Genomic DNA, 11,871 nt, shown 5'->3' on the forward strand with positions numbered 1-11,871 from the left:
GTCGTATGCCACGTCAGCCACGCCGTCGAAGCTACGACCAGTACTGCGCCGCCGCCCGCGCCCTCGACGCGGTCGGGGACCGGTGGACGCTGCTGATCGTCCGGGAACTCCTCGCGGGACCGCGTCGTTATACGGATCTGCACGCGGATCTCCCCGGCGTCTCCACGGACGTGCTGGCCTCCCGCCTCAAGGACATGGAGCGCGAGGAGCTGGCGACCCGCCGCAAGCTGCCCCCGCCGGCGGCCGCGACGGTGTACGAACTGACCGCGCGCGGACGCGCGTTGCTGCCCGTGCTGACCGCGCTGGCCGCCTGGGGTGCGCCGGACCTCGCCGAGCGCCGGCCCACCGACGCCGTGCGGGCGCACTGGTTCGCGATCCCGCTGATCCCGCTGCTGCGCCGCCTCCCGCACGGCCCGGCGGTCCTCGACGTACGCCTGGACGAGGGCGAGTTCCACGTCCGGACCGATGGAGGCGAGGCAGACGGGACCGGTGGTCCGGTGTACGGGGAGGGGCCGGCACCGGACGCCGACGCCCGGCTCGTCCTGGACGCCGACACCTGCCGCGCGCTCGCGGAGGGGACGCTGACGGTCGAGGAGGGCGTCAAGGACGGGCGGATCGAGGTGGCGGGCGAGGGGCCCGTCGCGGCGGCACTGCGGGGCGCGTGAGCGCGGTCGCACTCCGGGCGGCCGCCGCGTGCGCCGGAGCGGACCGCATCATGGAGGCGTGCGACTCGAAGCGATCACCTGGGAACGGCTGACCGAGGCCCTGGCGGAACGGGCCGTGGACGCGCTCTCCGAGGGCGGCGGCCCCTGGCTGCGCGTCGGCGTCGACGGCGCGCCCGCGGCCCGGCCCGGCGAGCTGGCGCAGTCGCTGGCCGAGGCGCTGCGCGTGCGGGGGCGTTCGGTGCTCGTCCTGTCCACCGAGGGATTCCTGCGGCCCGCCTCGCTGCGTTTCGAGTACGGCCGCGAGGACCCGGACACGTACGCCGACGGCTGGTTCGACACGGCGGCCCTGTGGCGGGAGGTGTTCGACCCGCTGGAGGCCCGGGGCAGCGGCCGGGTGCTGCCCGACCTCTGGGACCCGGTGACCGACCGGGCGACGCGCAGCGGCTATCGGGTCCTGCCCAAGGGGGGCGTGCTGGTGGTGCACGGGCCGCTGCTCCTGGGGCGCTGGTTCCCCTTCGACCTCACCGTCCACGTCCGTCTCTCGCCGGGCGCGCTGCGGCGGCGCACGCCGGAGCGGGACCGGTGGACGCTCCCCGCGTTCGAGCGGTACGAGGAGGAGGTGCGGCCCGCCGAGAGCGCCGATGTCGTCGTGCGCGCCGACGACCCGAGGCACCCGGCCTGGGACGGCGCCGGCCGCTAGCGGATCGGTCGCGCAGGGGCGGTCAGTCGCGCGGGGGCGGCCGGCCGCCCACCACCGTCACCGCCCGCGCGCCCGCCCGGCACCCGGCCCCGGCCGCCTCGACCGGGCCCGCGCCCGCCAGGAGGGCGGCGAGGAAGGCGCCCGTGAAGGCGTCGCCCGCGCCCGTGGAGTCCACGGCGGCCGTGCCGGGCGCCGGAGCGGCCACCCGGGCGACCACCTCGCCGCCCACCGCCACCAGCGCCCCGGCCGCCCCGAGCGTCACCGCGACCAGCGGGAACCTGCGGCTCAACGCGGCCGCCGCGCCCTCCGGCCCGGCGACGCCGCTGAGCAGCCTCGCCTCGTCGGCGTTGGGCAGCAGCGCCTCCACGCCGTCGGCCGCCGCCAGGAACCGCTCGGTGCCCAGCTCGGCCAGGAACCCCGCAGACGCCGGGTCCAGGCTCACCGGAATCCCGGCCTCCAGCGCCGAGCGGCACGCCGCGAGGGCCAGTGCGCGGCTCGCGTCGGCGAAGAACAGATAGCCCGAGAGGTGCAGCCGGCCGACGCCGTCCAAAAAGGCCGGGTCCCAGTCGACGGGGGATATGCGCAGCACGGCGCCGCTGTCGGTGAGGAAGGTGCGCTCGGCGGTCGCGGTGTCGACGAGCGAGACCACGGTGGCGGTCGGCGCCCCCGGATCCGCCACCAGCAGCGGCCGTACGCCCGCCTGCCGCAGCAGCCGTTCGTGCCAGGCCAGCGCGTCCCTCCCGACCCGGCCCAGGACCCGCACGTCCGCGCAGCCCGAACGGGCCGCCCAGCAGGCCGCGTTGGCCCCGGCGCCGCCCGGGACCGTGCGGATCTCGGCCGCCGTGTCCGTGGCCGGAGCCAGTGGCCCCCGGTGGCGGGCGACGACGTCGGTCACCACGTCCCCGACGACCAGGAGGCCCCGGGGCGGGACGGCCGGCCCGGACGGCACGTCGCTCACAGCGCCGCGGCGATGGCCGCGGCCAGCCGTACGTTGCCGCGCACCGCCGCCACGTTCGCCTCCAGCGACGCCCCGCCGGTGTGCCGCACCAGATGGTCGAGCAGGAACGGGGTGACGGCCTGGCCCGTGACGCCCTGCTCGCGGCAGGCGGCCAGGGCCTCGCCCAGCACCCGGTCGTGCAGCTCCGGATCGAGCTGCTCGGCCTCCGGGACCGGATTGGCCACGATCAGCGCCGAGTCGGGGCCGATCGCCTCATGGGACCGCAGGACGTCGGCGACCTCCTGCGGGGTGTGCACCGTCCAGTCGACCGGCTCGCCGGAGTCGGCCAGATAGAAGCCGGGGAAGCGGTCCGTGCCGTAGCCGACCACCCCGATCCCCAGGGTCTCCAGCCGCTGGAGCGTCGCGGGCACGTCGAGGATCGACTTCACCCCCGCGCAGACCACCGCGACGGGTGTACGGGCCAGGAGCTGGAGGTCCGCGGACTCGTCCTGGGTCTCGGTCCAGCCGCGGTGGACACCGCCGAGCCCGCCGGTGGCGAAGACGCGGATGTCCGCCCAGTGCGCCAGATAGGCGGTCGCGGAGACGGTGGTGGCCCCGCTCGCGCCCGTGGCCAGCGCCATCGGCAGGTCGCGGTGGCCCAGCTTGCGCAGACCGCCGCCCGCGACCCGCTCCAACTGGTCCTTGTCCAGGCCGACATGGGGCCGCCCGTCCAGCACCGCCACCGTGGCGGGGACGCCGCCCCGCTCCCGGACCAGCTCCTCCAGCTCCGTCGCCACCCGCAGATTGCGCGGGCGCGGCAGTCCGTGCGCGATGATCGTGGACTCCAGAGCGACCACGGGACGCCCCTGGGCCAGGGCCTCCCGCACCTCGGCGGACACCTTGAGTACGTCGTCGTAGGACATGCCCCCATCCCTGGCGCGCCCGCGCACCGCGTAAACGTCCCCGGGGCGATCACCTGTGCGAGGCGCGCGGAGGCGGCGGCCACGAGGGCCCACGGGGCCCGCCCCCGCGACCCACTCACCCGGAGTCTGCTCCCGGCGGGCCGTTCCGGCCAGAGGCGGCGTCGAGGACTCCGCGGCGGCTGGCTAGATTGGCGCGCCATGACGACCCATGACCCCCTCGCGACCCCTTCCGCCGACGCCCTCGCACCAGCCTCCTTCGTGGTCCACATCCCGGACGCCGAGCTGGAGCCCGAGCCGCTGGACCCCGGCCAGATCGTCTCCGGCGCCCCCGAGGTCACCGGCAAGGTGCTCTGGGAGTCGCCCGACGGCACGCAGGTGCGCGGCATCTGGCAGATCACCCCCGGTGTGGTGACCGACACCGAGGCCAACGAGCTCTTCGTGGTGGTCAGCGGGCGGGCGACCGTCGAGGTGGCGGGCGGCGACACGCTGGAACTCGGGCCCGGCGACGCGTGCGTGCTGCGCGAGGGCGACCGGACGACCTGGACCGTCCACGAGACGCTGCGCAAGGCGTACCACATCAGCCTCTGACCCCCGGGGCCCGCGCCGGCCGGGGGCTCGCCCCGGAGCGCTCAGAACAGCGGCTGCGGCAGCACCCCTTCCAGGGCGAGCAGCCGCCGTTTGGTCTCCAGGCCGCCGCCGAACCCGCCCAACCCGCCGTCGCTCTCCACCACCCGGTGGCAGGGCACCACCACGGGCAGCGGATTGGACCCCATCGCGGCGCCCACCGCCTGCGCCGCCCGGGGCTGGCCGACCCGGTCGGCGAGGTCGCCGTACCCCACCACCGTCCCGTACGGAACGGTCGCCTCCAGCTCGCGGAGCACCTGGCGGTTGAAGCCGGAGGACAGCGACCAGTCCAACGGCAGCGCGAAGGTGCGCAGGTCTCCCGCGAAGTACGCCCGGAGCTGCCGTATGGGCTCGGCGAGCGGGCCCGGCCGGTCGGGGCGGGCCGGGGACGGTTCGGCCCCCAGCCGGGCCGCCAGGGCCCGCAGAGCCCGGTCCCTGACCGCCTCCCCGGCGTGGAAGACCACGCTCACCAGCCCCTGGTCGGTCGCGGCCAGGAGCAGCGGGCCGATGTCGCTGCCCACGACCGCCCACTCCACCCGCCCGGGCCCCGGCAGGGGCCCCTCGAACCGCTCGTCGCTGTCCATGCCGTCACCGTACGGCCCGCCACTGACAACGCCCTCCGGTGACCGGACGGACCGGCCCCGGGCACCGGTCCGTCCGGCCACCGGAGGGCCGTGGGCCGTCCATCGGACGGGTCCGTTCGCGACCGGGAAACCACGGAGAATGAGCCCCTCGGGTTCAAGGTGTCGACAAACTGGCGCGAAAATGTTTGCCTGGCGCTCGGCGCGCCTTAATGTCGCCCCGAAACCAGGGCCTCCGCGACAGCAGTGGGCCTCTTCAGTCGGTAGTCGGTACGGGGTGAAGGGCACACGATATGCACGGGACGGTCGACGGCTTCACCTACGGCCTCGTCACGCCGGTAGTGGCGTTCCTCATGGCCTGCCTGGGCGGCGCGCTCGGGCTGCGCTGCACGGCCAGGTCCCTACGGGCCGACCGGCCCTTCAGGGCGCTCTGGCTGGCACTCGGGGCCACCTCCATAGGCTCCGGCATATGGACCATGCACTTCATCGCGATGATGGGCTTCTCGGTCCGCCAGGAGGTGCTCGGCTACGACCGGCCGATCACGTTCGCCAGTCTCGGCCTCGCCGTCGTCATGGTCGGCATCGGCATCTTCATCGTCGGCTACCGGGGCGCCACCCCCATGGCGCTGGTCACCGGCGGGACCATCACCGGGCTCGGGGTGGCGTCGATGCACTACCTCGGGATGGCCGGAATTCGCCTGCACGGTGAGTTCGCGTACAACACCCTCACCGTCAGCCTCTCCGTGGTGATCGCGGTCGTCGCCGCCACCGCCGCGCTGTGGGCGGCCGTCTCGGTCCGGGGCTTCCTCGCCAGCCTGGGCGCCAGCGTCGTCATGGGCCTGGCCGTGAGCGGGATGCACTACACGGGCATGGCCGCGCTCAGCGTCCATCTGCACGAGGGCGCGGGCACCGCCACCGGGGAGTCCCCGGCCACCGTGCTGGCACCGATGCTGATCGGTCCCGTGGCCTTCCTGGTGCTCGCCGGCGTCGTCGTGATGTTCGACCCCCTCGTGGTGATGGGCAGGCCCGAGTGGGAGAAGCGGCCGCCCCGCCCCGCGCCCGTCCCCCGCCACCTGCCGTCCTTCCCCGAGCGCACCCAGTGGGCCGCCCCGCACCGGCCCGGCGAGGGCTCCTCGTCCCCGCACGACTGGTGATCCGGGGCCGCGGGCACCCCGCCCGCGCCCCCGCCGACGGGCCGATCCCGCCCGACTGTCAGTGGGGGGTCGTACGGTGGTTGCATGCGGCCCGTTTCCAAGATCGAACGTACGGTGGCGCCTTTCGAGGTCGTCAGCCCCTACCAGCCCAGCGGCGACCAGCCGGCGGCCATCGCCGAGCTGGAGCGGCGCATCCGCGCAGGTGAGAAGGATGTCGTCCTGCTCGGCGCGACCGGCACCGGAAAGTCGGCGACGACTGCCTGGATGATCGAGAAGCTCCAGCGCCCCACGCTGGTCATGGCGCCGAACAAGACGCTGGCGGCCCAGCTGGCGAACGAGTTCCGCGAGCTCCTGCCCAACAACGCCGTCGAGTACTTCGTCTCGTACTACGACTACTACCAGCCCGAGGCGTACGTCCCGCAGTCGGACACGTACATCGAGAAGGACTCCTCGATCAACGAGGAGGTCGAGCGGCTGCGCCACTCGGCCACCAACTCGCTGCTGACCCGCCGCGACGTGATCGTGGTGGCCTCCGTCTCGTGCATCTACGGCCTGGGTACGCCGCAGGAGTACGTGGACCGGATGGTGCAGCTGAAGGTCGGCGAGGAGATCGACCGCGACCAGCTGCTGCGCCGCTTCGTCGACATCCAGTACACCCGCAACGATGTCGCCTTCGCGCGCGGCACGTTCCGGGTGCGCGGCGACACCATCGAGATCTTCCCGGTCTACGAGGAGCTGGCCGTCCGCATCGAGATGTTCGGCGACGAGATCGAGGCGCTGTCCACCCTCCACCCGCTGACCGGCGAGATCATCAGCGAGGACCGGGAGCTGTACGTCTTCCCCGCCAGCCACTACGTGGCGGGACCCGAGCGCATGGAGAAGGCGGTCACCGGCATCGAGCAGGAGCTGGAGCAGCGCCTGGCCGAGCTGGAGAAGCAGGGCAAGCTCCTGGAGGCCCAGCGGCTGCGGATGCGCACCACCTACGACATCGAGATGCTGCGCCAGATCGGCAGCTGCTCGGGCGTCGAGAACTACTCGATGCACTTCGACGGCCGCGAGCCCGGCACCGCGCCCAACACCCTGCTCGACTACTTCCCGGACGACTTCCTGCTCGTCCTCGACGAGTCGCACGTGACCGTCCCCCAGATCGGCGCGATGTACGAGGGCGACGCCTCCCGCAAGCGCACCCTGGTCGACCACGGCTTCCGGCTGCCCTCCGCGATGGACAACCGGCCGCTGAAGTGGGAGGAGTTCCTGGGCCGCGTCGGCCAGACCGTCTACCTCTCCGCGACCCCCGGCAAGTACGAGCTGTCGCGCGGCGACGGCTTCGTGGAGCAGATCATCCGCCCCACCGGCCTGGTCGACCCCGAGGTCGTGGTCAAGCCCACCGAGGGCCAGATCGACGACCTGGTGCACGAGATCCGCAAGCGCACCGAGAAGGACGAGCGCGTCCTGGTCACCACCCTCACCAAGAAGATGGCCGAGGACCTGACCGACTACTTCCTGGAGATGGGCATCCAGGTGCGGTACCTGCACAGCGACGTCGACACCCTGCGCCGGGTGGAGCTGCTGCGCGAGCTGCGGGCGGGCGAGTACGACGTGCTCGTCGGCATCAACCTCCTCCGGGAGGGCCTGGACCTGCCCGAGGTGTCGCTGGTCGCCATCCTCGACGCCGACAAGGAGGGCTTCCTGCGCTCGGGCACCTCGCTGATCCAGACCATCGGCCGCGCGGCGCGCAACGTCTCCGGCCAGGTCCACATGTACGCCGACAAGATCACCCCGGCGATGGAGAAGGCCATCGAGGAGACCAACCGCCGCCGGGAGAAGCAGGTCGCGTACAACAAGGAGCGCGGCATCGACCCGCAGCCGCTGCGGAAGAAGATCAACGACATCGTCGCGACCATCGCGCGCGAGGAGGTCGACACCGAGCAGTTGCTCGGCTCCGGCTACCGCAAGGCCAAGGACGGCAAGAGCGCCAAGGCGCCGGTGCCCGCGCTCGGCGCCAAGGCGGCCAAGGCCAAGGCGGGCAAGGGAGGCGCGGTCCTCACCGACCGCCCCGCGGCCGAACTCGCCGAGCAGATCGAGGAGATGACCGAGCGGATGCGCGCCGCCGCCGCCGAGCTCCAGTTCGAGATCGCCGCACGGTTGCGCGACGAAGTCGGGGAGCTGAAGAAGGAGTTGCGCCAGATGCGGGAGGCGGGTCAGGCCTGACCGTCCAGGCCCCGGTGTGTTGCAAGACCGACACAAATCCGCCCCGCGCGGTGGCGCACATCGCGCCACTGCGTAGGGTCGGGGCCGAGAACGTAGGAATGCGGAGAGGGGACAGCGCGTGACGGTCAATCTGACCAAGGGCCAGGCCATCAGCCTGGAGAAGCAGGGTGGCGGCACCCTGACCGCGGTGCGGATGGGGCTCGGCTGGCAGGCGGCGCCGCGCCGCGGCCTGTTCGGCTCGCGCACCCGGGAGATCGACCTGGACGCGTCGGCGGTGCTCTTCGCCGACAAGCAGCCGGTGGACGTGGTGTTCTTCCGCCACCTCGTCAGCGACGACGGCTCGGTGCGCCACACCGGCGACAACCTGGTGGGCGGCGCGGGCCAGGGCGGCGACGACGAGTCGATCCTCGTCGACCTCCAGCGGGTCCCGGTCCACATCGACCAGATCGTCTTCACGGTGAACTCCTTCACCGGCCAGACGTTCCAGGAAGTGCAGAACGCGTTCTGCCGCATCGTCGACGAGACCAACGGCCAGGAGCTGGCGCGCTACACGCTGGACGGCGGCGGCCAGTACACCGCGCAGATCATGGCGAAGGTGCACCGCGCGGGCGCCGGCTGGCAGATGACCGCCATCGGCAACCCGTCCAACGGCCGCACCTTCCAGGACCTGATGCCGGCGATCCTGCCGCACCTGTAGACGCGGCTCCCGCAGGCACCACCGGCCCATCACGGCCGCAACCGCAGCTCCCGGAGGCAAGGCCGCCGGGAGCTGCCCCGCACCACCGTGCACCACCGGCACTCGACGAGGGGACGAAGCGATGACGGCCGAGCTGGTACGGGGGCAGAACCACCCCCTGCCCCGGACCCGACTGGAGATCCGGGTGTCGGCCGGCACACCGATCGTCGCCGGAGCCACCCTGGGCGACGAGCACGGCACCGTGCGCGGGACCGAGTGGGTGGCCCACCCCGGCACCCCCACCCTGCCGGGCCTGGAGGTCTCCCGGCAGGCCGCCGCCGACCACCGCCTCGCCGTGGACCTGGAGGCGCTGCCGCAGGGCGTGCACCGGGTGAGCGTGCTGCTGGCGCTGCCGCCCGGGGCGGGCCCGAGCCGCTTCGCGGCCGTCGCCGCGCCCTTCGTGGCCGTCACCGGCCTCGACGGCACCGAGGTCGCCACCTACACGATCACCGGTCTGGACGCGGAGTCGGCGGTGGTCGCCCTGGAGCTCTACCGGCGCGCCGGCGCCTGGAAGGTCCGCGCGATCGGCCAGGGCTACGCGGGCGGCCTCGCCGACATGCTCGTCGACCAGGGCCTGCCGCAGGCCCGCGAACTCGCCGCCGTCGTCCTGGACGCGGTCGCCCTGGGCGCCTCCCGCTCGGTCGCCGCGCCCCCGCCCCGTACGGCCGACGAGGGACGGGTGCGCACCGGTGGCGCCTCCGGCGCGCGCGGGAGCGACGAGGGCCCCGCGGGCGCCGCTCCCTCGTCCGAGACGCCCCAGCAGCCCCTGACGGACAGCGGGCCCGTCGACTACGCCCACCCGCGCCGCAAGAACACCGCGCCCCCGCCGCCGCCTCCCACCGCGCCGCCCGCGGCCCCCGGTGAGCCCGCGCCCCCGGTGGCCGGCGACGCCACCGGCTGGTCCATGGAGGAGCGGCTCTACAACCAGGTGTGGGGCATGTTCGAGGACCTGGCCCGGACCACCGCCGCGTACCGCAGCGCCGTCGACTTCGCGGACTCGCGGATGGAGCAGGAGCTCGACCGGGCCCTGGCCGATCCGCGCAGCCGGATCGGTTCCACCGGCGACCTGGCCCGCCAGGAGGCCGCGGCCCGCCGCGAGCAGCTCGTCGACCGCGCGCGCGAGGCGTTCGACCGGGACGTGGCCCACCTGACCGCCGAGTCCGAGGTCGTCGAGCCCGCCCTGCCGGCTGCCTACGCGCGCTGGGACAACCCCGTCTGGCACGCCTACCGGGTGCCGATGGAGATCCCGATGGCCCTGCGCGTCGGCGACCTGCGCCTGCCGGAGCGGCCGGAGCTGCGCATCCCGATGCTGGTGCGGCTGCCGCTGGAGCGCGGGCTGTGGATCGACTCCGGCCGCTCCGGCTCCGAGGCCGCCGCCTTCATGGACGCCGAGCAGGTCAGGCGTCTCGCCAGGGAGACGGCGGTGGCGCTGGCGGCCCGCCTCCTCGCGGTGTACCCGGCGCACGAGTTCGCGGTGCACGTCGTGGACCCGGCCGGGACGGCGGCCGGGGCGTTCGCGCCCCTGACGCGCGCGGGGGTGCTCGCCGCGCCGCCCGCGGCCGGGGCCCAGGGGGTGGCGGACGTGCTCGCCCGGCTCACCCAGCGCGTTGACCTGCTCCAGATGGCCGCCCGGGGCGGCGCCGGGGCGGACGCGCTGCCGCCCGGCACGGACACCGCCGAACAGCTCCTGGTCGTCAACGACTTCCCGCACGGCTTCGACGACCGCGCGGTCAACCAGCTGCGCTACCTCGCCGACGAGGGCCCCTCGGTCGGCGTCCATCTGCTGATGGTCGCCGACCGCGAGGACGCCGAGGCGTACGGACCGGTGCTCCAGCCCCTGTGGCGCTCGCTGCTGCGGCTCACGCCGGTGCCGGAGGACCACCTGGCGGACCCCTGGGTGGGCCACGCCTGGACGTACGAGCCGCCGCTGGTCCCGGCCGGCAGCGCGATCCTGGAGCAGGTGCTCGGCCAGGTCGCGGACGCGAGGCGCGCCTGGCCGCGCTGACGTCCTCCTCTCCTGCTCAGCGGCTCGCACGACAGCCGTCTTGGTTCTTCTTTACCCTTCCCTTTACCTTCTCTTGGTGATTGGGGTAGGGTTCTTGGTGCGGAGGGGAGTACTCCCGACTGCGGCGTTCCCGTCAGTACGGACCGACCTGACCGGTTCCGGGGCGCCGGCCCACGTGCGAGAGCGCGACCGGGTGGAGGAGACCTCCGGCAGCGACGACGCTGATCTGTAGCGGTACGAAGCCGGAGGCACTGTGGACGTTTCGATGACCCTGTGGGTGCTGACCATTCTCGGTCTGTGCGCCCTGATCGCGGCCGATTTCTTCATCGGGCGCAAACCCCATGACGTGTCGGTCAGGGAAGCCGGGATCTGGACGGTCGTCTGGATCGTGCTCGCCGCGCTCTTCGGCGTCGGCCTGCTGGTCTTCGGCGACAGCCAGGCGTCCGGCGAGTTCTTCGCCGGCTTCATCACCGAGAAGTCGCTCTCCGTCGACAACCTCTTCGTCTTCATCCTGATCATGGCGAAGTTCTCGGTACCGACCCACCTCCAGCAGCGCGTCCTGCTCTTCGGTGTGCTGATAGCCCTGGTGCTGCGGGCGGTCTTCATCGCGGCCGGCGCCGCCATCATCGCCAGCTTCTCGTGGGTCTTCTACCTCTTCGGCGCCTTCCTGATCTACACCGCCTGGAAGCTCATCCAGGAGGCGCGCTCCGACGAGGAGGACGAGGAGTTCGAGGAGAACCGGCTGCTCAAGTCCGTCGAGCGCAAGTTCGGTGTGGCCGACCGGTACCACGGCACCAAGCTCTTCATCCAGGAGCACGGCAAGAAGGTCATGACGCCGCTGCTGGTCGTCATGCTCGCCATCGGCATGACCGACGTGCTGTTCGCGATGGACTCCATCCCGGCGATCTTCGGCCTGACCCAGGACCCGTACATCGTCTTCACCGCCAACGCCTTCGCGCTGATGGGCCTGCGCCAGCTGTACTTCCTCATCGGCGGACTGCTCCAGAAGCTGGTCCACCTCAGCTACGGCCTCTCGGTGATCCTCGGCTTCATCGGCGTGAAGCTCGTGCTGCACGCCCTGCACGAGAACGGGGTGAACGTCCCCGAGATCTCCATCCCCGTCTCGCTGGGCGTCATCTGCGGCGTGCTGGTGATCACCACGGTCACCAGCCTGATGGCCGCGAGGAAGCAGGCGCCGGCCGAGACCGACGACAAGAGCGGCGTCGGGGTCTGACCCCGGAGCGCGCGGTGCGTCCGCACCGGCGCGCGCACCGGCCGAGCGGGCGCCCGGTTGCCGGGCTCGCCGGCCGGTGCTTGCTTGGACGGGAGGAGCTC

11 protein-coding genes are annotated in these 11,871 nt (G+C 73.1%); 8 read left to right on the forward strand and 3 right to left on the reverse strand.

What is annotated here, in order from left to right; all coding sequences use genetic code 11:
* The first annotated feature begins 5 nt into the window (after positions 1-5).
* Entirely contained in the window at positions 6-665 is a 660-nt protein-coding gene (locus AC069K_RS15600) for a winged helix-turn-helix transcriptional regulator (RefSeq protein WP_478616209.1), read from the forward strand.
* Positions 666-723: 58 nt separating this feature from the next.
* Positions 724-1,365 carry a nucleoside/nucleotide kinase family protein gene (locus AC069K_RS15605; protein WP_478616212.1) on the forward strand — a complete coding sequence of 214 codons (642 nt, stop codon included), beginning with the start codon at positions 724-726 and terminating at the stop codon, positions 1,363-1,365.
* 22 nt (positions 1,366-1,387) lie between these two features.
* On the opposite strand, the gene AC069K_RS15610 is transcribed toward AC069K_RS15605, so the two are convergent.
* Entirely contained in the window at positions 1,388-2,323 is a 936-nt protein-coding gene (locus tag AC069K_RS15610; RefSeq protein ID WP_478616215.1) for a carbohydrate kinase family protein, read from the reverse strand.
* A complete protein-coding gene (locus AC069K_RS15615) occupies positions 2,320-3,225 on the reverse strand; it encodes a pseudouridine-5'-phosphate glycosidase (RefSeq protein WP_358835913.1) in 906 nt (301 codons plus the stop codon). Before AC069K_RS15615 ends, AC069K_RS15610 begins: the two co-directional genes overlap by 4 nt.
* Positions 3,226-3,423: 198 nt before the next feature.
* Here AC069K_RS15615 and AC069K_RS15620 point away from each other — a divergent pair, with 198 nt between their 5' ends.
* Positions 3,424-3,813, forward strand: a complete 390-nt coding sequence (locus tag AC069K_RS15620; RefSeq protein ID WP_478616218.1) for a cupin domain-containing protein — start codon at positions 3,424-3,426, stop codon at positions 3,811-3,813.
* Between the two features lie 41 nt (positions 3,814-3,854).
* Here the strand turns inward: AC069K_RS15620 and AC069K_RS15625 are convergent, their stop codons facing one another.
* Positions 3,855-4,433 carry a methylated-DNA--[protein]-cysteine S-methyltransferase gene (locus AC069K_RS15625; protein ID WP_478616221.1) on the reverse strand — a complete coding sequence of 193 codons (579 nt, stop codon included), beginning with the start codon at positions 4,431-4,433 and terminating at the stop codon, positions 3,855-3,857.
* A gap of 290 nt (positions 4,434-4,723) precedes the next feature.
* Between AC069K_RS15625 and AC069K_RS15630 the strand changes: the two genes are divergently transcribed.
* The 5 genes from AC069K_RS15630 to AC069K_RS15650 all read left to right on the forward strand — a co-directional run bounded on the left by AC069K_RS15630 (position 4,724) and on the right by AC069K_RS15650 (position 11,770).
* Entirely contained in the window at positions 4,724-5,584 is an 861-nt protein-coding gene (locus AC069K_RS15630) for an MHYT domain-containing protein (protein ID WP_358837258.1), read from the forward strand.
* Positions 5,585-5,668: 84 nt separating this feature from the next.
* Positions 5,669-7,795, forward strand: a complete 2,127-nt coding sequence (gene uvrB / locus AC069K_RS15635; protein ID WP_478616225.1) for an excinuclease ABC subunit UvrB — start codon at positions 5,669-5,671, stop codon at positions 7,793-7,795.
* 118 nt (positions 7,796-7,913) lie between these two features.
* Complete coding sequence (locus AC069K_RS15640; RefSeq protein ID WP_101387801.1) at positions 7,914-8,492, forward strand: TerD family protein; 579 nt, start codon at positions 7,914-7,916, stop codon at positions 8,490-8,492.
* Positions 8,493-8,613: 121 nt separating this feature from the next.
* Positions 8,614-10,536, forward strand: coding sequence for a TerD family protein (locus AC069K_RS15645; RefSeq protein WP_365105217.1), 1,923 nt, complete (start codon positions 8,614-8,616; stop codon positions 10,534-10,536).
* Positions 10,537-10,789: 253 nt separating this feature from the next.
* The gene (locus AC069K_RS15650) at positions 10,790-11,770 is read left to right on the forward strand and encodes a TerC family protein (protein WP_478616228.1); all 981 of its coding nucleotides are present in this window, start codon (positions 10,790-10,792) and stop codon (positions 11,768-11,770) included.
* The last annotated feature ends 101 nt before the right edge of the window (positions 11,771-11,871 follow it).

Source organism: Streptomyces sp. NPDC043908, assembly GCF_056435525.1.

Coding starts and splice junctions, on each gene's coding strand:
- AC069K_RS15600 (WP_478616209.1), top strand. CDS start 6: ATGCCACGTCAGCCACGCCGTCGAAGCTACGACCAGTACTGCGCCGCC.
- AC069K_RS15615 (WP_358835913.1), bottom strand. CDS start 3,225: ATGTCCTACGACGACGTACTCAAGGTGTCCGCCGAGGTGCGGGAGGCC.
- AC069K_RS15620 (WP_478616218.1), top strand. CDS start 3,424: ATGACGACCCATGACCCCCTCGCGACCCCTTCCGCCGACGCCCTCGCA.
- AC069K_RS15625 (WP_478616221.1), bottom strand. CDS start 4,433: ATGGACAGCGACGAGCGGTTCGAGGGGCCCCTGCCGGGGCCCGGGCGG.
- AC069K_RS15630 (WP_358837258.1), top strand. CDS start 4,724: ATGCACGGGACGGTCGACGGCTTCACCTACGGCCTCGTCACGCCGGTA.
- uvrB (WP_478616225.1), top strand. CDS start 5,669: ATGCGGCCCGTTTCCAAGATCGAACGTACGGTGGCGCCTTTCGAGGTC.
- AC069K_RS15645 (WP_365105217.1), top strand. CDS start 8,614: ATGACGGCCGAGCTGGTACGGGGGCAGAACCACCCCCTGCCCCGGACC.